Origin of the sequence: Mycobacterium shinjukuense (assembly GCF_010730055.1) — a bacterium.
In the GTDB taxonomy this organism is placed as follows: Bacteria; Actinomycetota; Actinomycetes; order Mycobacteriales; family Mycobacteriaceae; genus Mycobacterium; species Mycobacterium shinjukuense.
The window spans coordinates 2,367,480-2,389,481 of record NZ_AP022575.1 but is presented as its reverse complement, the minus strand read 5'-3'; the positions used below and the strand labels follow the sequence as shown (position 1 = coordinate 2,389,481).

Sequence of the window (22,002 nt, the reverse complement as noted above, 5' to 3'; positions counted from 1 at the left end):
CTGTGGCCGGTCTGACCCGTGCGCTCGTTGCGCGTCACGCTCTTGGTCGGGCCGAGGCATACGACGCCGCTCTGCTCGACGTCGCCCAGGACCACCTGCTGTACCTGCTGTCGCAGACCGTCCAGTTCGGCGATAACCGCCTGGTGTTCAAAGGCGGTACCAGCTTACGGAAGTGCCGGCTGGGCAACGTCGGGCGGTTCTCCACTGATCTGGACTTCAGCGCGCCCGACGATGAGGTCGTGCTGGAGGTGTGCGAGCTGATCGACGGCGCCCGTGTCGGCGGCTTCGAATTCGGCGTGCAGAGCACACGAGGCGACGGCCGGCATTGGCAGTTGCGGGTGCGGCACACGGAATTGGGCGAGCCCCGGATCGTCGCCAGCGTCGAGTTCGCACGGCGGCCGTTGGCTTTGCCGTCTGAGCTGCTCGCATTCATCCAGTTGCCGATCCATAAGGCTTACGGTTTTGGGCTGCCGACACTGCCGGTCGTGGCAGAAGCGGAAGCCTGCGCAGAGAAACTCGCGCGGTACCGCCGCGTTGCGCTGGCACGGGACCTGTACGACCTGAACCACTTCGCCTCGCGAACGATTGACGAACCGCTCGTGCGGCGGCTGTGGGTGCTCAAGGTGTGGGGTGATGTCGTCGATGACCGGCGCGGCACCCGGCCACTACGCGTCGAAGACGTCCTCGCCGCCCGCAGCGAGCACGACTTCCAGCCCGACTCGATCGGCGTGCTGACTCGTCCTGTCGCTATGGCTGCCTGGGAAGCTCGCGTTCGGAAGCGATTTGCGTTCCTCACCGACCTCGACGCCGACGAGCAGCGGTGGGCCGCCTGCGACGAACGGCACCGCCGCGAAGTGGAGAACGCGCTGGCGGTGCTGCGGTCCTGATCAACCTGCCGGCGATCGTGCCGTTCCGCTGGCACGGTTGCGGCTGGACGCGGCTGAATCGACTAGATGAGAGCAGTTGGGCACGAATGCGGCTGTGGTGGTGAGCAAGACACGAGTGTTGACCGGCATTCAGGATGAGCATGATGGCGGCGTTGGCGATGAGAACGTGTGGGCATGAAATGACCCCGCCGGGAGGTGTCCGGCGGGGTCGGTGGTGGTTAGGGTGTCGGTGTGGTGTTCAGTCTGCCGTGACTTCGGCGATGGCTGTGCGGGTGGAGGATTCATCCACGATGGCCTTATCGGCGGCGAACGCGGCAACGAGGGCTTGTAGTGCGAGGTTGTTGACCGCGCGTGGATAGCCTCGGCTTGTCTGATGCACGAGGGTGACCGCGTCGTCGGAGAACAGCGTGTCGTCACGCCCGGCCAGGGCCAGGTGGTGGCGCAGGTAGCTTGCGGTCTCCTTGTCGGTCATGGGCGGCATTGCGTAGCGCAGGCCGATGCGCTGGTCGAGCGCGGCGAGCACGCCAAGTTTCATCCGGCGCCGTAGCGTGGGCTGGCCGATGAGCAGGCACGCGAAGGGGCTCGACGAGTCGAGGTCGTGATTTGTCAAGAGCCGCAACGCTTCCAACTGGTCATAGTCGAGCAGGTGTGCTTCCTCGACGACCACGACAGGGGGTGCGTCCGCGCTCGGCTTGTTCGGCGGCCAGGGCGTCGGCGGCTTGGGGAGCCAAAGTTGCGTGGTGGGTAAGGGGTTGTCCGCCCAACGAGGCGACGATGCGGTGGTGGATGCCGCGCACCCCGACGGTGGGGTCGGGCAGGTAGATGACGGCGTGGCGGCTTCGGTCCAGGGCGGTCAGCGCGGCGCGCACGGCTACCGTCTTGCCGGCGCCGACCTCGCCGGTGACCACACCGATGCGGCGGTCGGCGACACACCAGCCGATGCGAGCGACCGCTTCGTTGTGCGCGCCGTGGCGGTGCAGCATGGAAGGGGGCCAGATCGCGGCCGAAGGGGATGCGCGAAAACCCGTAGTAGGAGATCAGTTTGTCCATCATTTCGGTTGGGCCTCCTGGCCGGTGAGTAGGTCGAGTTGCCCGGGGATCTGGTCGGTGTTGGCGGTGAGGGCGGCGTAGTTGACCCCGCGGGCGAGCTCGGCGGCGTGGGCGGTTTCGATCAACTGCGCGTAGTCGATGCCCGACGGTCGGGGTGGTGCGGAGGGGGGGTTTCGGGTTTGGCCTTGGGGTGTGCATGGCGTCCGATGTGATGCGGGATGGCCAGACCCATCGGTACGCCGCCGGCACGGACCTGGATGCGGGTCAAATCGAACGGGTCGAACACCAGCTCTACCTTGCGCCCGACCAGCGCCGGGTCGACCTCGTAGCTGTTGCCGTGCAGCGAGACGGTGGCGGTCTTGGTGACCCGGCGGTGCTCCTCCCACAGGAATGCCTCGGTGAGCGCCTCTGGGGCGGGCAGCGCGACGGGGCCGGCAGCGCACCAGCGGGCCAGCGGGGTCTGCCCGGTTTCGGAATGCACCTGCCGGTGGTAGACGGTTTCGACCCCGGCCGCGAACAGCCGATTCAATTCGTTCAGGTCGGTCACGTGGTGGCGGCCGACGGTGTCGGGTTCGCCGCTGATCTCAACCAGGAACTGCTCGCGCACCGTCCTGAAGAACCTCTCGATCTTGCCCCGCCCTTCGGGCCGACCTGGTGTGGAATGAACAAGACGCACACCGAGTTTCGCGCATGCCCGCAACAGCCACGTGTCGACGAACGCCGAGCCGCAGTCGACGTAGATCGCCTTGGGGACACCGCGGGACGCCAGCGCCGGGCGCAGCGCGGCGGCCAGCCGCACGGTGTCCTCGGCGTAGCCCCACCGGTAGCCGGGCAGCAGCCGGGAATGGTCGTCTAAGAACGCGAACAGATACGTCTTGTGGACAGTAATTCGTATGCCGTGCAACGCATCTCCAGTCCACAGGTCGTTCGGGTGCTCGGCCTGGAACCGGCCGAACACCGCGGGCGCCGACCCGGTGGCGGCGCCGGTCAGGCCGAGCCAGTGAAAGTTGCGCTGCAGGGTGCGTTCATCGGGCGCCCAGCCCAGCTGGGTGCACAAGATCCGCCGGATCGCCGCCGCGGTGCGCTGCGGGTTTTCCCGACGCAGCGCCACCGCCAACTCCAGCACCTCGACCGGAGTGCGCGGGGTGCACTGGCGGGGGTTGGGCACCAGCGCGTCAAACCCGCCGGCCCGCCAGTCGCGGATCCAGCGGTCGATGGTTTGACGGCTCATCCGCACCCGCCGCCCGAACGGGTCGACGTGCTCCCGGGAAGCCAACTCGCGCACCATCTTCCCGCGCTCCTTGGTAGAAAGCGCCGCATCGGCGGCCTCCCGGATCAACTGGTACCGAAACAACCCGATCGCCCGCGCACGCTCCGCGCGCACCTTCTCCTCATCGCCGCCGACCGCCACCGGGCCGCTCCCTTCTGTTTGCTGTCGTTGAAAAACACACAACAGCGCACAGATTTACGGCGTGATTCGCGCCGCCGGCAGGGTCGACTCGTGTTGCACCGGCTCACCGGGCCAGCCCGGCGCCAACAACCGGCCACCCGAAACCGCTACCGCCACCTCGGCCAGCGACACCCTGGGCAGCGAAAAACGACGCCCGATGGCCGCCGCGAGCGCAACCATCGCACTCACCGCATCGATGAACACCCCGCCGGCCGCATCGGGCATCACCGGATCGGCAGCCACCGCGGCTAGCCACACGGTGAACACCCAACGCACCGCCTCGGCCCGCTCGGCGAAGCGCCGTAGCCAGCCCCGCACCGTCTCGGCCGGCCGCGCCACATCCGCAGCGATCCGGCGAAACCCCACCCGGCTGGCGCCCTTGGCCACCAGCGCCGACACGACCACCGCCGCGGTGTCCGCACGGCGCAGCAACGCCGTCACCGGCAACAACACATGCGTCACCCGCACCCGGTGCACCGCGACCGGCGTGGATGCAGCTCCACCGGCCCATCCACGCCGCGCAACTGCCGCGCCCGCGCCCGCCCCACCCGCCAGCACACCCCGCAGAACGGACAGCTCAGCTCACCAGCCGCCAACCTGCGCTCGACTAGACCGACATCTGCTTCTACGGTGACCACAGCGCCTCCGAGCGCGAAAAGGCGGCCCTCCCGTAGCACTCGGCCAAGAGACGACGGGAGGGCCGTCGCCTACCAATGACTTGATCACCGTGCCGCCCCGGCACCACACACACCAAACCGGGCCCCAACCGGCCGACACGCTCCTCACCGTCAGCGCCGGAACCCTACCCCCGCGTGCTCACCCTGAATGCCCCCGAACACACGAGTACTGTCATCACTATTGGATGCACTGGATGACCGGCCTGATTCAGCAGGACCAATGGAACTGCCCGGGGCAAAACGTCTCGGAGATGATCGGCGTCCCCGTCGGAACCCTGCGGTACTGGCGTCATTCGGACATCGGTCCGGCGAGCTTCACCCTCGGGCGCCGCGTCGTGTACCGGTGCGACGAGGTGTTGCGCTGGATCTCGCAGCGCGAGAGCGTAACCCGATTTAGACGCGGCGACGCCGCGTGAGGCCCGCTCACTAGAAAGACCTCGGGGGCCTAGGCCCAGGCCGTGCTGCGCACTTCGAAAGGCTGCACCGCGGCGAGAACCTAACCGAAGTTCCCCCCTGGTGGGGGTGAATTGTGGGGTTGAGCTGGGGTTTTGTGGTGGTGTACTGCCTACGTGTAGCCCAGTCGGTAAGAGACGTCGAGAAGTTCGAAGGCTCGTCGCTGCACTGCGGTGGGGTTGGTGATCTTGGTGAATGCCGGCAGGTCTTGGGTGGGTTGAATCTGGTTGGCGCAGATGGTGGCTAGGTCGGCCAGCAGGGTGGTGAAGCTGTGCACCGGGTAGTCGTCGCGGGTGCGTTTGCGCGCTGCTTTGCTCAGGGCGGCGTCGGAGCGCTCGGTAGCCGCGACGGGGTTGGCGCGTTTGGCGGCCGCGGCGGGTTTGTCGTGGTCGGCGAACAGGATCGGGGCCAGGGCTTGTTTCATGTGCCAGCTGATGTAGTAGGACAGCATGCGCAAGAGCATGTGGGCGCGCACCCGGTTGGCCAGCCGGCGGCGGATGGGGCGCACGTCCAGTTCGGAATTCATCGCGCGGAAGAACCGCTCGACGTCTTCAAGTCCCTTGTAGCGCAACACCACATCATCGTCGGCGAGGCTGTCCTCGGGCAGGTTGGTGCGCAGCACGTAGATGCCGTCGAGCGCGGCCTCTGCGGCGATCTGATCGGTCTTGCGGGTGTAGGAAAATGACTCGTCAGTGATCTGGAGGTCAAAGTGTTTGGCCATCTTGAACTTGTTGCGCACCGTGCCGACCCGCAGGGCGATCTTGTCTTTGCCGCGCAGTGGGCGGCGGGCGCGGCGGGTGGCCGCGGCGATGGCTTCCAGCTGCTTTTCGGTGGCCGAAAGCAGGTCGTTGCGTTTGCGGGTCCGTTGTTCGGCCAGGACGGGGTTGCGGCAGCACACCAGTCGCTCGCCGGGGTAGTCGGGGTGGGTGATCTGCAACAGGTCGTGCTGGTCGAACAGTGTGAGCTGCAGCGCTTCGGCCTCCACGAGGGCCTTGATGGCCGGGGCGCGCAGCGCGGTGATCCAGTCCAGCGCTGCGGGGCGCACCTCTTTGTCGATGCGCGCGCTGGTGAGCATGCCCCGATCTCCGACCAGCACTACCCGGCCCAAGTTGAACCGGTCTTTGATCTTGGTGATTTGGGTGGCCAGGGTTTTGGGGTCGCCGGTGTTGCCCTCGAACACCTCGATGGCCACCGGCGCTCCGGCGGTGGAACACAGCAGCCCGTAGACGATCTGCAGCCGGCCTTTGACCCCGTCGCGGGCGTGCCCGATCTTGGCTAGCTCGCAGGTACGCCCCTCAAACGCCGCCGAGGACACGTCATAGAGCACCAGGGTGCCATTGGTCAGATGCCGGGCAGCCAAACGATTTTCGATGTCCTCCTTGCGCGTGAGCACCCAGTCCATCGCCGCATACAGGTCGTCCTCGTCGCAGGCTTCGACGCTTAGCACCTGCCCCAGTGAGCTGGTAGCGGTTTCGGTGCGCAGCCCGCAGGCGATCCCCAGTTTGGAGTCTGGATCGATGATCTGCGCTACCAGCATCGCCATCACCAAATCCCGGTTGCGGCACGGTGTTGGGTCGATCAACTCGGCCATGCCCAGCCGTGCCGCGGTGCCCAGCACTGCGGCCACATGCCCGTGCGGCAGGCTGCGGGTGATGTCGAACGCTTGGGCCAAATCCATGTTGGGCGGCAGCCCTTTAAGCACTGCGGCAAGCGCGTCGATTTTGTCGGCGGGCCAGCGGGACAGATTGGCCAGGGTGCGGTTTTTCACTTTGCCGTTCTCGCGGTAGCTTTCCCGCAACAGGATCGCTGGCGGCGACCCCCGGTTGGGCACCCGCGCCACATACATGTCTATAACGATAGCGCATCTTCGTGCTTAAGCCACTCAGAAACACTGATACACGTCTAGATTGTCATCTATTACATGTCTACAGACTGGATGCCCGAACGACATAAACCACCTGTTCACAACGACACCGATCCCTCAGCACCGCCCAACAGGGGGGAACTTCGGACTAATCTGCGGGCCATTGGGCACCGGCAAGACGTTCCTGCTCGAAGTCCCGGACAACAAGGACCAGGATCACCACTGCGTGTGCGAGGAGCAAGGGTGTGGTAGCTGGCGCTGGCCTCGGAGAGCAGGGATCACCCCGGCGTTTGCGGGAGCACGTCGTCGGCGTGAAAATTTGTACCGGCGGTAATTCGCATAATCTTCCGGTGGTGAGGAGGTCCGGAGCGACCGAGACATGCCCTCTGGAGGCTTCGCCTTGTGATAGACCGCCCACGCGACGTAAGAGTGCTCTTGGGTGACCAGGACACGGGTCGGCTCGGCTCGTGGACACGGTGGCGGTCGCCCGTGGTGAAGTGCGCCCACCTCCCCTCTTTGAGGCGTTCAACGTCGATCAATGCTGTCCGCTCGCATAGCGGCGGCGGTCAAGGGATGTGCGATTTCGATTGATCTTGACGCCCGGCGCAGCCGGCGAAATTTGACACATTAGTTGTCGACGAGTCTGGGATGCTGCGGTGCCAAAGCGCGAAGGCGAGCTGCAATTTCATCGCAGGGGACGTGTCGCGTGTTGGCGCCCCAGGACAGTCGAAGCGCTCCAGCGATGCGGTCCTCGGCGAGTCCAGCTGCTGCAAGGACGTGGCTCGGCTCATAGCTCTGGGAGGTGCAGGCGGAGCCATTGGAGAGGGCGACGATGTCCTTGAGAGCGACTATCGCTGCTTCTGAGTCGACTCCTGGTACCGAGAAGTTGAGGGTGCTCGAGATGGTGCGTGCCGGATCACCGTTCAACGCGATGCCGAGTGGTTCGAGAGCTTCTAGCAGTTCGCTCTTCGTAGCTTGGCAAACGCGGGCGCGCTCGGCGGACTCTTCCATTGCTAACCGTGCAGCCGTGCCGAGACCGGCGATGAGAGCCACGGGGAGGGTTCCGGGTCGAAGGCCTCGTTCCTGTCCTCCGCCATGCATCAGTGGTGCCAGCGGCGGGCGCTTGAACCCGCGCCTTCTGGTCAGTAGGGCGCCGATACCTTTGGGTCCGCCGATCTTGTGGCCCGACAGTGCGAGCAGGTCGATGCGCGGCTCACGCAGCAGGTCGATGAGTTTGCCGAAGGCCTGCGCGGCATCGACGTGGAAGAACGTCTCGTGGTCCGCGAGCGCAGCGGCGATCTCCTTGATGGGCTGGATGACACCGGTCTCGTTATTAACAGCCATAACCGACACCAATAGCGTGTCGCGTCGGAGTGCCGCGGCGACGTCATCGGCGGAGACCCAACCACCCTCGTTTGGGGGTATCAACTCGACCTCAAAGCCTCTGTTGCGCAGCACCTCCAGCGGCTCCAGAACGGCCTTGTGCTCGATCTGCGTGGAAATGATGTGGCGTCTACCGGTGGTCTCGCCGTGGGCTGCAAGGCCCAGGATGGCGAGATTGTCGCTTTCGGTGGCGCCGCTGGTGAAGATGACCTCGCCGGGGTTGGCGGCGACGACGCCCGCGACCTCGTCGCGGGCGCGGTTGACGCGATCTTTGGCGATCTGACCGTAGCTGTGGGTGCGGCTGCCGGCGTTGCCGAACTCATACGACATGTAGGTGAGCACCTCGTCTGCTACCCGGGGATCAACTGGCGTGGTGGCGTTGAAGTCCAAGTAAATCGGCCGTGAGAGTGGCCCGAAGGAGGCGTCGTCAGTGCCCATGTCGGTGGGCTTCACTACGTTCATGCGCGGAAGCCTAGCTTCCGGTACGGACGATTGTTCGGAATGAAACCGTGCATTGTTCGGATGTTCCGATCCGTACATGGTAGGACTAGAGACGTGGCGCACAAGGCGACAGGCGAAGCATCTCGGAGCGGTCCGTCCGCCGGTGCCAGTCGTGGCGAGTTCGAGTATGTCTTTCCGGCGATCCGGGGAGTGCAGGCGGGTCGGGAGTACTACGTCACGATGTGTCCGCTGCGGCTCATACCTCGGCTGTTCTTGTTCAATGAGGAGGAGCTGCCGCCAGACATGCGTGCTCAGCGCTTACTCAACAAGGCGCGGGTCCCTGAGATAGCGCGCTACATCGTCGAGAATCCGCAAAGCTATATCTTCTCGGCGCTGACGGCGTCGGTAAATGCTGAGGTGCGGTTCAATTCGCTCGCCGGTGGCGGTGGGCCGTCCGAGCGCATCGGCACGCTTACCATTCCGATGTCTGCCACCTTCGTCATCAACGACGGCCAGCACCGCCGTGCCGCCATCCAGCAGGCGCTCGCGGAGAACCCCGCGCTGGGCGACGAGACCATCGCCATCGTCATGTTTATCGACATTGGCCTGGACCGCTGCCAGCAAATGTTCGCCGACCTGAATCGCTACGCGATCCGTCCGGCCAAGTCGATCGGCGTGCTCTATGACCACCGCGATCCGATGGCTGCGATCTCGCGGCTGGTCGTCTCGCAGAACCCACTCCTGAAGGATCTCACCGACATGGAAACCAGTAACTTGGCGCAGCGGTCGCGCAAGCTGTTCACGTTGTCTGCGCTGCACACCGCAACCACGGCGCTGCTCGAGGAGATCAAGCCGGACTCGCTGACTGACCGCGTCGACCTCGCGACGAAGTTTTGGAGTGTTGTCGCTGACCAGTTCCCTGCCTGGCAGCAGGTCTACCGCGGCGAGATCACCGCAGGTGAGGTGCGGCAGGACTTCATCCATAGCCACAGCATCGCGCTGCACGCACTCGGTAGGGTCGGTAACACGCTGCTGCGAGAAAGTTCCCAACAGTCGGTGTGGCAAAAGCGGCTCAACAAGCTTCGCAGCATCGACTGGCATCGCAACAACGCCGACACCTGGGAAGGCCGCGCAACGACCGCGGGAAAGGTGAACAAGAGCCGCACCAACGTCGAGCTGACGACGGCGTACATCCGACGAACATTGGGCATGCCGCTCCCTCCCGATGAGCAACGCGCCGAGGACCGATTCATCCGGGGAGAGAAATGACGCCCAGCTTGCCTATCCGTCCGCGCTCGGCCTTCGATGACCTCGGATTCGCCGGCACCATCGAGGCGGTGGTAGCCCAGACGCAGCAGCTCTACCTTGCCGACGGGGTGCCGTGGGTGGTCGGATACTCCGGTGGCAAGGACTCGACTGCGGTGTTGCAGATCGTCTGGCTGGCGCTGATGGGTCTGGAGCCGGAGCAGCGGAGCAAACCGGTGCACGTCATCAGCACCGACACCCTTGTGGAGAACCCTGTCGTTGCTGCATGGGTGACGCACTCGCTGGAGGTGATGGCGACGCAGGCGGCAGACCAGGGCATGCCGATCTCGCCGAACCGGCTAACACCCGCGGTGACCGACACGTTTTGGGTGAACCTGATCGGTCGGGGCTACCCAGCGCCTCGGCCGAAGTTCCGTTGGTGCACTGAGCGTTTGAAGATCAAGCCATCGAATGCCTTCATCCGCGAGGTGGTGCGCTCGCACGGTGAGGCGATCCTGGTGCTGGGCATTCGCAAGGCGGAAAGCTCGGTGCGGTCGGCTCGCATGACCGCGCTGCAGTCGCGCCGTGTGCGTGATCTGCTGAGCCCCAATGACTCGCTGCCCAACGCTCTTGTCTACTCGCCGGTCGAGGACTGGTCGAACGATGACGTGTGGACCTTCTTAATGCAGTCGGCGAATCCGTGGGGTTACTCCAACAAGGAGCTGCTCACGATGTACCAGGGCGCCTCGCCGGACGGGGAGTGCCCACTCGTTGTCGATGCGAGCACATCGAGCTGCGGCGACAGTCGGTTTGGCTGCTGGACGTGCACGCTGGTGGACAAGGACAAGTCGATGGCGGCGATGATCCAAAACGACGAGGAGAAGGAGTGGATGCTGCCGCTGCTGGAGCTGCGCAATGCATTGGACATCGGCGATGACCGCCACCTGCGTGATTTTCGGCGGATGAATGGTTCGGTGCAGCTTTTCCATGACAAGCCGATCCCGGGCCCATACACGCAGTCGGCACGTGAGGATTGGTTGAAGCGTCTGCTGGAGGCCCAGGCGTGGATCCGCAACAACGGCCCGGACTACGTCGGCCCGCTGGAGCTGATCACACTCGCTGAACTTGAGGAGATCCGTCGCATCTGGGTGGTCGACAAGCACGAGTTCGAAGACCATCTGCCGGGCATCTATGAGGCAGCCATGGGCGAGCCGTATCCGGGCGGGCCGCTTGACGAGCATCTGCCGCTCGGTGCGGACATGATCGAATCCCTGCACGAGGTCGCCGGCGGGGACCGGCTGCACTTCGAGCTGGTACGCGAGCTGCTTGACGTTGAGCAGCGCTACCGAGCGCAGGTCCGCCGCGCGGGTTTGTTCGAGTCGCTGGAAAAGGCACTCCGCCGCGGCTTCTACGACGACGAGGCCGACGCGACCATGCGAGCCCAGAAGCGCAAAGCTGCGATGGACCGCACGCCGCAGAACTGCGAGCAGCCACCACCGGATCCGCTCGACATCGCCGACGGGTACGTGCATCGGGCGCCGGAGTCGGCATCGTGATCCTCAACAAGCTCGTACTTCACAATGTCGGAACGTTCGCAGGACGTCACGTCATTGACCTGACACCGCCATCCCCGAACAGGCCGATCGTGCTTATCGGCGGACTCAACGGCGCAGGCAAGACCACCATCTTAGAGTCAATTCAACTCGCTTTGTACGGATCGTTGGCGCATACCTCAAAGCGACGCAGCGGCAGCTATGAGAACTATCTGCGGGGTCTCATCCACCGGGGGGTGCCCGCCAGCGAGGGTGCAGCCATCGAGCTGACCTTCACAGTGCACCAAGAGGGCACCGAGCGCACGTTCTGGGTGCGCCGTAGCTGGAAGAACACGGGTGCCTGCATTCGCGAGATCTTGCTCGTCTCGGTCGATGGACGACACAACCAGTCCCTGACCTCAACGTGGAACGAGCAAGTCGAGACCTTCCTGCCACGCGGCATTGCCGGTCTGTTCTTCTTCGACGGTGAGCAGATCGAGGCGCTCGCCGATATGGAACGCTCGCGGAAGGTGCTCGGCTCGGCGCTCGCCGCACTGCTTGGGCTCGATCTCGTCCAGCGATTAACCACCGACCTCGCGGTGCTCAAGCGACGCCATCGAGGCGATCAGGTTCCCGACAGCCTGCGGGTGGCTGTGGAGGAGAAAAAACAGCTTGTGACCGCACACCGTCAAGCAGAAGAAGCAGCTACTGAAGCCGAAGCGGCTCGACGGACCGAGGTTGAGCTTGGCCAGAAGCTGTTCTTCGAAGCGAGCGAGGCGTACCGCGCGGCGGGAGGAGATCTCCTTGAGCAGCGAGAATCCGTCGAGAACAGCGCCGCGACAGCCCGGTCTGGCTTGGCCCAGTGTGACGACGACATCCGGCGTGAGCTGGCTGAGGTGGCGCCGCTTCTTCAACTCGGTGGGCTGCTGGATGCGCTGGCTTCTCGGGTGCGCGACGAAGATAGTGCCAAGCGCAACACCATGCTGGTCGAGGTCCTCATGGGCCGCGATGGCGCTGTGTTGGAGCAGCTGCGCGCTTCGAAGGTGAAGGCCGCAACGGTCAACGGGATCGAGCAGTTCCTTGCGGCAGACCGCGAGTGGCGTCGTACATCGGCTGACACCGAGCAGATCACTGGGTTCGGTGACCCATTGGCGTTGGAAGCCGTTCTGACGACGCTTCCGGATGCGCGTCGCCGGCTGCAAACGGTGGTGGATCGTCGGTCGACATTGATGGCCGAGCTCGACCAGGCCGAGCGAGTGCTGGCGGCCATTCCTGACCCGGATGTGTTGGTACCACTGCGAAAGCAACGCGACAGTGCGCGGGATGCACTTCGTCGCGCCGAGGCAGCGTTGACAGTAGCCACCGAGTTGTTGCAGGCGACGCGCAACGATCGAGCCAAGGCACACGCCGCGTATGAATCAGCGCTAGACAAGACCGCACAAGCCAACCTAGCCGCGGACGATGATAGACGTCTGGTCGAGCATGTTGATCGCGTCAGCACGACCTTGGAACGTCTGCGGGTGGCCGCGACTCGCCGGCACCTGAAGCGCATCTCGCAGTTAATCCTCGAGGCGCTCGGAATACTGCTGCGCAAGGAACAGCTGATCACCGATGTGCAAATCGATCCGGAAACACACACGGTGTCGCTAACCGGTGGTGATGGTTGTCCGCTGCCTGCGACGGATCTGTCGGCGGGGGAGCGCCAGCTGCTTGCTGTGGCGCTGCTGTGGGGGTTGGCACGGGCGGCTGGTCAGCCGCTTCCGGTCGTCATTGACACACCGCTAGGGCGTCTGGACGGTTCGCATCGTGGACACCTGTTGGAGCGCTACTTCCCGCAGGCCAGCCACCAGGTCGTGCTGTTGACGACTGACACCGAGATCGACAAGGACGCCCTCGCGCGGATCGCCCGGTGGCTCGGACGCGCTTACCGCCTCGAGTTCGATCCGATCACGAATGCTACACATGTCGACGACGGCTACTTCTGGGAGTGAGTATGGCGATCGAACACATTCGGTTGTCACAGACGGCGCGCGATCAACTGATCACGCTCAAGCGTCGCACCGGCATCGCCCACTGGAACGTGCTGTGCCGGTGGGCTCTGTGTCGCTCCCTTGCCGAGCCCGCACCGCCGCCGTTGATCAAGCTGAGCCTCGACAGCAATCTCGAGATGACCTGGCGCACCTTCGGCGGCAACCTCGGCGATGTTCTGTGGGCGCTGTTGCGGCTGCGCTGCCACAACGACGGTCTGCCCTTAGACGAGGAGACGTTGGCTCAACAGTTCCGCCTGCACCTCCATCGCGGTATCGGTTATCTCGTCGGAGACCCTCGGGTCACCGACGTCGCCGGGCTGGCCAGCGTCGGACTCAGCGAGTCCCCGGCGGTATGACCCTGCCAGGCGTTGCGCGCCACAAGACTGCGCTCACACGGGCAACGCTCTCGCGCCCGTTGGCCACGGCGGTGGCCGATGGCCTGATGGATCCGGGTTGCGTGGTCTTCGACTACGGCTGCGGCAAAGGCGACGACATCCGTCACCTGCGCGCACTCGGATACAACGTCAACGGTTGGGATCCCACGCACCGGCCGACCGCGCAGCGCAGGCCAGCGCAGATCGTGAACCTCGGCTATGTCATCAACGTCATCGAGCGACCGAGCGAGCGCGCCGACGCACTGCGGGCAGCATGGGACCTGACCGAAGGGCTGCTGGTCGTCTCGGCGCGGATGACCTGGGACGCCCGCGATCTTGCCGGTCGGCCGATGGGAGACGGGCTGGTCACTCGCACCGGCACCTTCCAAAAGTTTTACGAACAAGCGGAACTAGCCGACTGGATCCAACAGACGCTCGGCGTACAGCCGCGTGCCGCCGCACCGGGCATCTTCTACGTGTTCCGGGATGAGGCCGCCGCCCAACGCTTCTTGGCTTCGCGTGTCTATACGTACCGTCCCCGCATCTCGATCGATCCGCAGGCGCGATACGAGGCCCACAAAGAGACACTGGCACCGCTGTTCGACTTCATGCGCGATCACGCCCGCGCCCCTCGTCCCTCGGAGCTGTCGGTTGAGGTGGCGGCGGCGATCCGCGAGGCGCTTGGCAGTCTTGGCCGCGCCCAGCGCCTGATCCGGCAGGTCACCGAGGACAGTTACTGGGACCAGGTCACGATCCAGCGTCGCGCCGAGCTGCTGATCTACGTCGCGTTGTCTCGGTTCGGTCGGCGAGCGCGCTTCTCCGAACTCGATCGCCGACTGGCCACGGATATCCGCGCTCTCTTCGGCACCTACCAGGAAGCATGCCTGCAGGCTGATCGCCTGCTCGTGGCGTGCGGAGATCAGGCTCTGCTGCATGTGAATGCGCGCAGCTCCAAAATCGGCAAGCAGACACCAAGCGCGCTTTATGTCCATCGCTCAGCAATGGCCGAGATTCCGCCGGTGCTGCAGGTCTACGAAGGCTGCGCCCGAGTGCTGGCGGGCACGGTGCAGCACGCGAACATGATAAAAATGTCCGTCGCCGAGCCGCAGGTCTCCTATCTGAGCTACCCGGAGTTCGACCGAGACCCGCATCCCACCCTGCGTTCGGCACTCACGGTCAATTTACGAAAGCTGACAGTCGAATGGCGTGACTACAGCCGATCCGACAATCCTCCGCTTCTGCACCGCAAGGAGGAGTTCCTCGGTGCTGACGATCCCAAACGTCCCCTCTACGAACGGCTTACGCGCGCGGAGACCCGGGCAGGTCTGTACGAGAGCCCCGAGCGGATCGGCACTCTAAAAGGATGGCAGGCGACACTCGCCAAGTCCGGAGTGCGACTGCGGGGCCATCGCCTCGTCCGATCATAAGAATGTGCGTGAACTCCGCGGTCACCTAACCCCAACTGACTCCACGCAGCAATTCATCGACCGACACTGGCATGGCGCCGCCGTCCTTCGCGAACGCGTCGGCCACTAGATCAATTACGACCAGGTTCGCCGGTTTATGCCGGATGTTGACCTGCTCTTGGAGGTACTCTAGCCCGCCGTTGGCGTACTCCTCGAAAATCTTGATGCGCTCCTCGATACGCCGGGCGTCCATGACCTCGGGGTCATCAGCTACTACGTTCGCGGCGATCATATTGATCAGGGTGTCGCTAAAGGCCGGTGCGGTCATGGTCTCGTACCGGATCGGGTCGCCCGACGAGTTCGAGAACGGCACACGGCGCTCCTGGCGGTAACCGACCGCCGCCGCGAATAGCAGGATGTCGCGGTAAGTCGGAAACTTGGCATCTATCTGGAGTTCTCGCATAAGCGCCTCGTGTTGCTGTGGTCGGCGCACGCGGACATCAGCGGGGGCGGTCGTCACTTGATCACCTTCAGCTCGGAGTGGTCGGAGTCACCAGATCGGATGTACGGATATGACATGCCTTCGAGCTCGATATCGTCGGTCACGCTTCCAGGGGCGGTGGTGTGGGTCTCGATCACACCCAGGTGACTCACGTACGGCATGAGCTCGGTGACGACCTTGCCGAGTCCTTGGCTTTTGCTGACCAGGACGACGAGCTGCGGAGCCATCTTCGCCAACGCTCGGGACACCGCCTCCTGGTAGTCCTGGTCCAGCGACCCAAACGCCGCATCCATGACGATCGGATAGGTACCGGCGTCATGGGCCGAGTTGCCATCCGCGCGCCGCTTCTTGTGGATCTCGCGGGCGAGCTTGGACACCGCCGCCACGAAGCTCAGACTCAGGATTTGGTTCTCACCGGTCGACTTGGGAACCGGCAGCTGTATGCCGCCAACATCCTTGTGCAACGTCAGCTCGAACCCTGCGCTTAGGGAGGGGATGTGGTTTTGGTGAGTGATGGTCTTGAACACAGCCTTGAGTTCGGCGTCAAGCCGCCTTCGCATGTCCTCCTCACGGATCGAGAGGATTTCCTCCAACGCGCGCTTCACGGACTGGACAAGATCCGAGCGGGCCCGCGCCTTCGCCGCCAACTCGTCGGTTACCTCTGCACGTGACCGCTCCTTGGTCTTCTGTTCGATCTCCTTGGCGAGAGTCCGTAGCTCCGACTCGAGTGCGCCTTTGCGCTGGTTCTTGATGCCGATCCGGTTCTCCAGATCTAGGCGCTTGGTTTCCAGGGCCTGGACATCCTCCAGGCGGCTGCCCTTGAGCTTGCCGTCCAACTCAGACTTTCGCTCCTCCAAGCGGGCGACACGGTCGCGCTCGGCGTCGATCCGCTTCATCAAAAGGGCGAGAGATTCGCGCAGCTCGTGCCTGGCGCCGGCGAGCGGAGCGATTTGGCCGCTCAACTGCTGCCAGGCGGTCTCGACCGCCTGCAATCCCGACCGCTGACGCCATTGCATGACATTGCCCCAGGGGACGGAGTGCTCTGCGAGCTGCGTACCGCAGATGCACGCACCGTCCTCCAGGAGCTGGTCGACGAATTCCCGCTTGAGTGGCGCTGGCAGCGCCCCCTTCTGATAGAGGCGTTCTGCGATTGCGTGCGTCGTTTCGCCCAGGGTGTCCGTGAAAGCCTGGAATCCACGGGTCGCGACCAATAATGCCCGCTCGGCGAGCGCTGCATCGCGCGCAGCCCGGGTCTCGCTCAGCTTATCGGTGACCGCGTCGCGTTCGGCCTGAATTGGCGCGGCTTCCGCGTGTTGGCGTAGGAGATCAGTGGTGCGGTCACGTTCCTCTGCCAACGTCGCCAGGTCACCTTCGGTGAGCTTGAGATCCTCGCGTGCCTGGATCTGTTGCTCGGTAAGGGCATCTATGGCGTCCTGGATTTCGATGGCCGTCGCGCCACCGTGCTTCTTGAGCTCGGCGGTCAACTTGCGGTCAACCTTCGGCAGGTGGGCTATCGCGCGTTCCACCTGCTCCAGGTCGAGCAGCACCTTGATGTCCTTTTGGACCTCTGCGTAGGCGCCCTTCTTCACGAGGTTCTCGATGCGCTCCCCGTTGAAGAAAAAGAAGCGGCTCACACCGCGGGGCAGGATGCTGAAGATTGTTTCCTGTGGTGCGTGGCTGATCTCCGAGGAACCATCGGACCGCGTCACCCACAGCTGCACCTGGGGCGAGAGCGGACCTTGTGCGTCGGACTCTTTGCGGAGGCTGGCGCTACGCAGCAGACGGTAGTCCTGGCCCTCGTGCTCGAAGCACACCTCGACCGCTATCTCGACGGAATTTCCGATCGGGAGCGCACGCCACACGCTGTCGGTGACCATCCGCTGCTGGTGCTCGACATCTTCGGACATGATGCCGTAGAGCGCCCAGGTGAACGCGTTGAGCAGAGTGGTCTTTCCCGAGCCGTTGGCCCCGAAAAGAAGGATGACCGGCTTGATCGAGTCCGAGGCCAGAGCGAACTTCTGCACGCCCTTGAATTGGCGGAAGTTCGTCAGAGTAACTGACCTCAGCTTCACGGCAGGATCTCCTTCACTGCGGCGAGCAGGTCGTCGGTCGCGTTGTACGCCGTTAGATGGAGCTTGGCCCGCTCGATTTCTAGTACGCGCTTGAGGAGCGCGCGTTCTTCCTCAGTTAGTTCCTCGAGCACCTGCTTCTCGGTGCGCCCCTCGGCCATGACCTACCTCCACTTTCATGATTATGTTTTGATTGACCGCTCTACAAGTCCATCAGCTGGTAGTGCTCTTTGAGCGGTCGAAGCACTGTCAGTGTTGCTTCATAGTTTTCGGACAACTTGCCGAATTCGTTGGCCCGTTGGAGCTCACGGATGAGCAGCGATCGTTCTATGTCGAAGTTGATCGGAGTTCCCGACGGTGGGATCGCCAGGTAGTCGAGGATCTCCGCACGGTCCTTTCCCTCGGCTCGACGCAGCAGCCGCCCGCGCCGCTGGATGAATTGGCGTGGGTTGGAGCTGCTGGCCAGCAGGTACCCGATCCGGGCGTCGGGGATATCGACACCCTCGTCGAGGCAGCGCATCGAGACCAGGACACGAAGATCATTGCCCGCGCCGAAACGGCGGAGTAGGACATTGCGTTCGGCACGCGGTGTCTTGGAGGTGTATGAGTGTGCCGAAAGGTGTAGCTCGTTGCCTACCAGATCCATTATCTGCCGTAGCTGGTTGGGGCCCTGCGGTTCGCCGGGTTCTGTCGGGCGATGTCCTTCGGCGCAGTAAACAAGTTGAAACCAGGTCTCGCGTCGCGCATTAAGGTCCGCACGTAGCGCCGCCAACTTGCCCTTCGCGTGGCCGAGGATCCCGGCACGCTGACGCAGCAAGAATCCGAGTGGCGACTTCGGATCGATGCTCTCTAGATCCTCGCCAGCGGCGATACGCGTGGCAATCTGGGCGGTCAGATCGACGTAGAGCGTGGTCTCAGCCTCGTTGAGTTCCACGAGCCGGGGCGTATACAGATAGCGGGTGAGCGCACCGATCTCGATAGCCCTGCCCAGTCCGAGTTCGAGTACGACCGGCCCGAAGTAGTCGGTGAGCGTATCGGTGCCCTTGTCATCGAACCAGCGCTCTGGAGTCGCGGAAAGCGCTAGCCGATACGTTGCATTGGGGGGCAGCGCGCCGCGGTACCTACGTGATCCGAGGTTGTGGGCTTCGTCAGCGATAACGAGGAGCGGCTGAGTGATCCGCGACAGAACTGACTGAAACTTGTCACCTGCGAACGACTTGTTGGTAGCGACCATCGCAACGACAGGACGCTGCCCCATGCGGGCCTGGTTGAGCTGATCATCGACGACCTGGAGCCACTTGGTGCTGGTCTCGTAGACCGCTACCGGGCGAACACCGAAGTCCTCGACTTCACTAATCCATTGGTCGACCAGGTGCTGCAGCGGGGCAAGGATCAGGACGATGAGCGGCTCTTCGCGATCGCGTAGCGTGTTGCCAAGCATTGTGGCGGCGATCATCGCCGTCTTGGTCTTGCCCGTGCCGGTCGCCATCTTCAGAATGCCGCGACCACGGTTTCGCAGCCAAGATTCGACGGCGTCGCGCTGGTAGTCGCGGACCGTCACATCGACGGGGATGCGCAAGCGAGTCCGTTCGTCGACATTGGCCCTCGGGGGAGTCAGAGCATCGTCTCGTCCGGGCAGCGGGCGGTGGGGGCGATCGTTGCCCAGCTTGATGAGACGTTCCCGCGCCACGTCGGGGAAGCGTTCGACACTGAGGTGTGGCGTTTGGTTCGACCAGAGTGCCTGTAGGTCCGAATCCAACCGCACCGCCCGAGGGCCATCGCCGGCGACCCAACCGCGATATACCTCGACGGACTCGAAGTTGGCGATCAAGCCTCCGTAGGTTTCGTTGCTGCTGCCGGTGAAGCCGACCAGGTCACCGAAGTCGTCGCGGAAGACGCCGATCTTCTCGTGGTAGATGCCGACGCGGTCCTCCCGAATGACGAACGCCAACTTGATATCCAGCTGTCCCTCGGCTATGAGCCGTCCGAGCATGCCCAGACCGTCGAGCACTGTTTCGCGTTGCGCTAATTCCAGTTCGCGTACCGTCGCCCGCTCGATGACCTTCCTGACGTTGTAGCCGCGCTCGATGTCGACGAGATCGTCCTCGTTGAGATGCGGGGAGGCGATGAGCCGCATGGAGCCGCCGCGCTTAGCGAAGACTTCGATGCCGCGGGCGTACAACGCCAGAGTCGTTGACGTGAAGAAGCCCACGGCTCGGCTATAGCTGGAGGCAACCTCAAAGGCAGGCACGAAGAAGTCCGCGACGACATCTTCCTGGTCGCTGCGGTAGCGGTCATTCAGGCCAAGTGTGCGGAGCCCGGCTGCAGATGGGGTCACAGCAAGTCAAGAATCTCGTCGACGTCGGCGCTGTGCTTGGGCTGCTTCGGGGTGTGACCGGTCTCCAGGAAATCACGGACACTAGTGAGCAGATCCGCGATGTCGCTGTCCCCGCGCTCCCGGTACGCGCCGATAACGCTAATGACGGGCGCGGTCTCCGGTAGCCCAACGGCGCCTGCTACGGCGGCGCGTGCGGCCTCGCGGTCGGTGGTCATGGGCGAGCCGATGAGGCTCAACGCATCGGCCAGCGGATCGCCGGTGATTTCCCGGGCAGGCTCGAAGCTGAACGTGCCGTCGTCGTGGATGACCAGGAACGCGTCGGTACCGGCGGCGATGTCCCGGTCCATCAAGAACCGTCGGATGGTGCCGAACGATGGCTGGGTGCCGGTCCAAGCGACTGCCTGCGGGCCGAGGGGCGACTCGAGCTGCCGCGTTTGGCCGAACTGAAGATTGAGAATGTTCGCGATAGCCATCGGTGCGACTGAGCCGCTGCCGCGGAGGTGGTCCTTGGTTATGCGGACTCGATACGCCCACCCGTCCGGGTGCCGAAAAAACCGGCGCGTGTGCTCCGGCGCCTTTCTAACCCGGCGGCCGGTTCCGGCGAAGCGGACGATGCCGTCACGCTGCTCGAACGGCGGCGAGCTCGCGTACGAGATGACGCTGTTGGCGCTCACGCTGTAGCGGCCGGTGATGGATTCGACAAGTTCGTCCAGTTTGACGCGGCCCCCGCATTGTGCCAGCTGCTCGCGGATTAGGGACCGGATCCCCGAGTACGCCTCCATGCCCCATTCGCTGAGCGCCCAGCGATCGCGGTCGACGCGCTGGAATCGATCATCGAGGCCCATCGCATTGCGAACCGAGCCGGCGCTGCGCTCGAAAACGAACCGATCGACGATCTCCTGGCTGCTCAGGGGCGTCCCATTAAGTGACAGCACTGCGGCAGCGTAGTCCCCGACGGATTGAGTGCGAGTGAGGACGAAGCCGCCGTCGACAACGTAGCCACACTGCGCCAGCCAACGGGTTGTGAGCTCGGGGCGCCGCTCGAGATCGCTGGTCTCGACGAGTGCGAGGTCCTCTATGCGCACGACACCGTACTGGTCAGCCTGCTCTTGAAGCTGTGTTTGCGTCACGGCCTCGGCTGCGGTCATCGTCGGGACGAGGCACCACCCCTCCTCGATCTCATAGGCATCATCGAGCCGGTCAAGCACGCGCCAGGCAGGCTGCCCGACGGACTCGACGAGCTCGCCAAGGGCGGGTATCAACGTCAGCAGCTCGTCGAGGGGGCGGATCGTCCCGATCAGCCCTCGTGCTGCCTCGGCGATGCTGGCCAGCGGTCCGCCCCCGGAGATCGAGCTCAGCATGGTGCCGCGTGCCTTGCCCTCGATCTGGCGGATCCGCTCGGGGGTGACGCTGTGCTGACGGGCGAGCTCGTCGAGAGTTAGCGGATCGTCGGCGAAAAGGCGGTTGCAGAGGACGTGGACCGCTCGGGGGTCGAGGAACCCGAGCGCGACATCGAACAACTTCGCGACGTCCAGTTCAAGCTCATTCTCGCCCAGAATGTGGTGTGCGCTGAGGGCCTCTAGATGCTGGCGAGCTTTCACGACCTCATCCGGCGTACCGGGCGGAAGCGCTTCGCCGAGCAGAGTTTGACTCGGCAGCCCAACGGTGGCATACCAGGTGGCGATATGGATGAGGTCGTCAATCACCGACGCCATCCACCGGGGCAGGCTTACGGGTTCGAACGGCGGCAAACGCGCGCCGTCGGAGGGCAGCTGCCTTGTCGTCACTATCGGTGTGGCGACCGACGTCGATGCGTCGGCAAGAGCCTGGAGAATAGTGTCGACCAAGCCGATACCGACGTACCACCAATCCATCATCGATTCGACGGTGACAGCGCTCAGGTCGGCAGCAACGATGCAACCCTCACGGACCAGGGCGTTTCGCCCACGGGTCGGCAACCGGAGGCTACGCAGTTCGAGGTCGGCGGGAAGGCCCGGCAGGATCTGGCCAATCGTCCAGTGCGACAACCGCTCGATTGCCAGCTCCGAGATCGCGGCCAGGCGCCGCCGCCTCGTCTCGGTACCGACGGCGTCGATCGGATCATTCCACCACGGCGCTGATCCCGGCTCGGCCGCCCCCTTCAGCCACGGAAACGCGTCGAGCCAGCAGCGTGGGCTCAGGTCGTCGAACGCGATGTCCTCGGTCATACGGCGGTTCCTTCAACCGGTGCGTTACTAGCAGCAAGTCCCCAAAAGAGCATTCTGCTACAACCAGCCGTGTCAAGGGACACAGCCGCGGCTC

14 protein-coding genes and 3 pseudogenes are annotated in these 22,002 nt (G+C 64.0%); 7 read left to right on the top strand and 10 right to left on the bottom strand.

Features of this window, described 5'->3' with window-relative positions; all coding sequences use genetic code 11:
* Positions 1-2: 2 nt before the first annotated feature.
* Positions 3-887 carry a nucleotidyl transferase AbiEii/AbiGii toxin family protein gene (locus G6N20_RS10705; RefSeq protein ID WP_003414409.1) on the top strand — a complete coding sequence of 295 codons (885 nt, stop codon included), beginning with the start codon at positions 3-5 and terminating at the stop codon, positions 885-887.
* 238 nt (positions 888-1,125) lie between these two features.
* Here the strand turns inward: G6N20_RS10705 and G6N20_RS10700 are convergent.
* The 3 pseudogenes from G6N20_RS10700 to G6N20_RS21230 all read right to left on the bottom strand — a co-directional run bounded on the left by G6N20_RS10700 (position 1,126) and on the right by G6N20_RS21230 (position 4,025).
* Positions 1,126-1,940 (bottom strand): annotated as a pseudogene (locus tag G6N20_RS10700) (ExeA family protein).
* Positions 1,937-3,348, bottom strand: a pseudogene (locus G6N20_RS10695) (DDE-type integrase/transposase/recombinase). The pseudogenes G6N20_RS10700 and G6N20_RS10695 overlap by 4 nt, the downstream one beginning before the upstream one ends.
* Positions 3,349-3,402: 54 nt before the next feature.
* Positions 3,403-4,025 (bottom strand): annotated as a pseudogene (locus tag G6N20_RS21230) (hypothetical protein).
* Positions 4,026-4,258: 233 nt separating this feature from the next.
* On the opposite strand from G6N20_RS21230, the gene G6N20_RS10685 reads away from it, so the two are divergent.
* Positions 4,259-4,480: a helix-turn-helix transcriptional regulator gene (locus G6N20_RS10685; protein ID WP_179961464.1), complete on the top strand. Its 222-nt coding sequence runs from the start codon at positions 4,259-4,261 to the stop codon at positions 4,478-4,480.
* Positions 4,481-4,629: 149 nt separating this feature from the next.
* Here the strand turns inward: G6N20_RS10685 and G6N20_RS10680 are convergent, their stop codons facing one another.
* Positions 4,630-6,363 carry an IS1634 family transposase gene (locus tag G6N20_RS10680; RefSeq protein WP_083051370.1) on the bottom strand — a complete coding sequence of 578 codons (1,734 nt, stop codon included), beginning with the start codon at positions 6,361-6,363 and terminating at the stop codon, positions 4,630-4,632.
* Between the two features lie 645 nt (positions 6,364-7,008).
* Positions 7,009-8,226 carry a cysteine desulfurase DndA gene (gene dndA, locus G6N20_RS10675; RefSeq protein WP_083051373.1) on the bottom strand — a complete coding sequence of 406 codons (1,218 nt, stop codon included), beginning with the start codon at positions 8,224-8,226 and terminating at the stop codon, positions 7,009-7,011.
* A 189-nt stretch (positions 8,227-8,415) separates the two neighbouring features.
* Between dndA and dndB the strand changes: the two genes are divergently transcribed.
* The 5 genes from dndB to G6N20_RS10650 are packed head-to-tail and all read left to right on the top strand — an operon-like array spanning position 8,416 to position 14,813.
* Positions 8,416-9,474 carry a DNA sulfur modification protein DndB gene (gene dndB, locus G6N20_RS10670; RefSeq protein WP_332102939.1) on the top strand — a complete coding sequence of 353 codons (1,059 nt, stop codon included), beginning with the start codon at positions 8,416-8,418 and terminating at the stop codon, positions 9,472-9,474.
* Complete coding sequence (dndC, locus tag G6N20_RS10665) at positions 9,471-11,006, top strand: DNA phosphorothioation system sulfurtransferase DndC (RefSeq protein ID WP_083051379.1); 1,536 nt, start codon at positions 9,471-9,473, stop codon at positions 11,004-11,006. The genes dndB and dndC overlap by 4 nt, the downstream gene beginning before the upstream one ends.
* Positions 11,003-12,973: a DNA sulfur modification protein DndD gene (dndD, locus tag G6N20_RS10660; protein WP_083051381.1), complete on the top strand. Its 1,971-nt coding sequence runs from the start codon at positions 11,003-11,005 to the stop codon at positions 12,971-12,973. The genes dndC and dndD overlap by 4 nt, the downstream gene beginning before the upstream one ends.
* A 2-nt stretch (positions 12,974-12,975) precedes the next feature.
* Entirely contained in the window at positions 12,976-13,368 is a 393-nt protein-coding gene (gene dndE, locus G6N20_RS10655) for a DNA sulfur modification protein DndE (protein ID WP_083051384.1), read from the top strand.
* 59 nt (positions 13,369-13,427) lie between these two features.
* Positions 13,428-14,813 carry a DNA phosphorothioation-associated putative methyltransferase gene (locus G6N20_RS10650; protein WP_232065329.1) on the top strand — a complete coding sequence of 462 codons (1,386 nt, stop codon included), beginning with the start codon at positions 13,428-13,430 and terminating at the stop codon, positions 14,811-14,813.
* A 25-nt stretch (positions 14,814-14,838) separates the two neighbouring features.
* On the opposite strand, the gene G6N20_RS10645 is transcribed toward G6N20_RS10650, so the two are convergent.
* The 5 genes from G6N20_RS10645 to G6N20_RS10625 are packed head-to-tail and all read right to left on the bottom strand — an operon-like array spanning position 14,839 to position 21,908.
* Complete coding sequence (locus G6N20_RS10645; protein WP_083051389.1) at positions 14,839-15,312, bottom strand: DNA phosphorothioation-associated protein 4; 474 nt, start codon at positions 15,310-15,312, stop codon at positions 14,839-14,841.
* Positions 15,309-17,366, bottom strand: a complete 2,058-nt coding sequence (locus G6N20_RS10640) for an AAA family ATPase (protein WP_083051391.1) — start codon at positions 17,364-17,366, stop codon at positions 15,309-15,311. Before G6N20_RS10640 ends, G6N20_RS10645 begins: the two co-directional genes overlap by 4 nt.
* Positions 17,363-17,524 (bottom strand): hypothetical protein, encoded by a 162-nt coding sequence (locus tag G6N20_RS10635; protein WP_158084795.1) that lies wholly within the window; start codon positions 17,522-17,524, stop codon positions 17,363-17,365. The genes G6N20_RS10640 and G6N20_RS10635 overlap by 4 nt, the downstream gene beginning before the upstream one ends.
* A gap of 41 nt (positions 17,525-17,565) precedes the next feature.
* The gene (locus tag G6N20_RS10630; protein WP_083051394.1) at positions 17,566-19,701 is read right to left on the bottom strand and encodes a DEAD/DEAH box helicase family protein; all 2,136 of its coding nucleotides are present in this window, start codon (positions 19,699-19,701) and stop codon (positions 17,566-17,568) included.
* The gene (locus G6N20_RS10625; RefSeq protein WP_083051396.1) at positions 19,698-21,908 is read right to left on the bottom strand and encodes a sigma factor-like helix-turn-helix DNA-binding protein; all 2,211 of its coding nucleotides are present in this window, start codon (positions 21,906-21,908) and stop codon (positions 19,698-19,700) included. Before G6N20_RS10625 ends, G6N20_RS10630 begins: the two co-directional genes overlap by 4 nt.
* Positions 21,909-22,002: the final 94 nt, after the last annotated feature.

Excerpts from the sequence above, each read along its gene's own strand:
- dndE (WP_083051384.1), top strand. The coding sequence starts at position 12,976 with ATGGCGATCGAACACATTCGGTTGTCACAGACGGCGCGCGATCAACTG.
- G6N20_RS10685 (WP_179961464.1), top strand. The coding sequence starts at position 4,259 with ATGACCGGCCTGATTCAGCAGGACCAATGGAACTGCCCGGGGCAAAAC.
- G6N20_RS10680 (WP_083051370.1), bottom strand. The coding sequence starts at position 6,363 with ATGTATGTGGCGCGGGTGCCCAACCGGGGGTCGCCGCCAGCGATCCTG.
- dndA (WP_083051373.1), bottom strand. The coding sequence starts at position 8,226 with ATGAACGTAGTGAAGCCCACCGACATGGGCACTGACGACGCCTCCTTC.
- dndC (WP_083051379.1), top strand. The coding sequence starts at position 9,471 with ATGACGCCCAGCTTGCCTATCCGTCCGCGCTCGGCCTTCGATGACCTC.
- G6N20_RS10635 (WP_158084795.1), bottom strand. The coding sequence starts at position 17,524 with ATGGCCGAGGGGCGCACCGAGAAGCAGGTGCTCGAGGAACTAACTGAG.
- G6N20_RS10625 (WP_083051396.1), bottom strand. The coding sequence starts at position 21,908 with ATGACCGAGGACATCGCGTTCGACGACCTGAGCCCACGCTGCTGGCTC.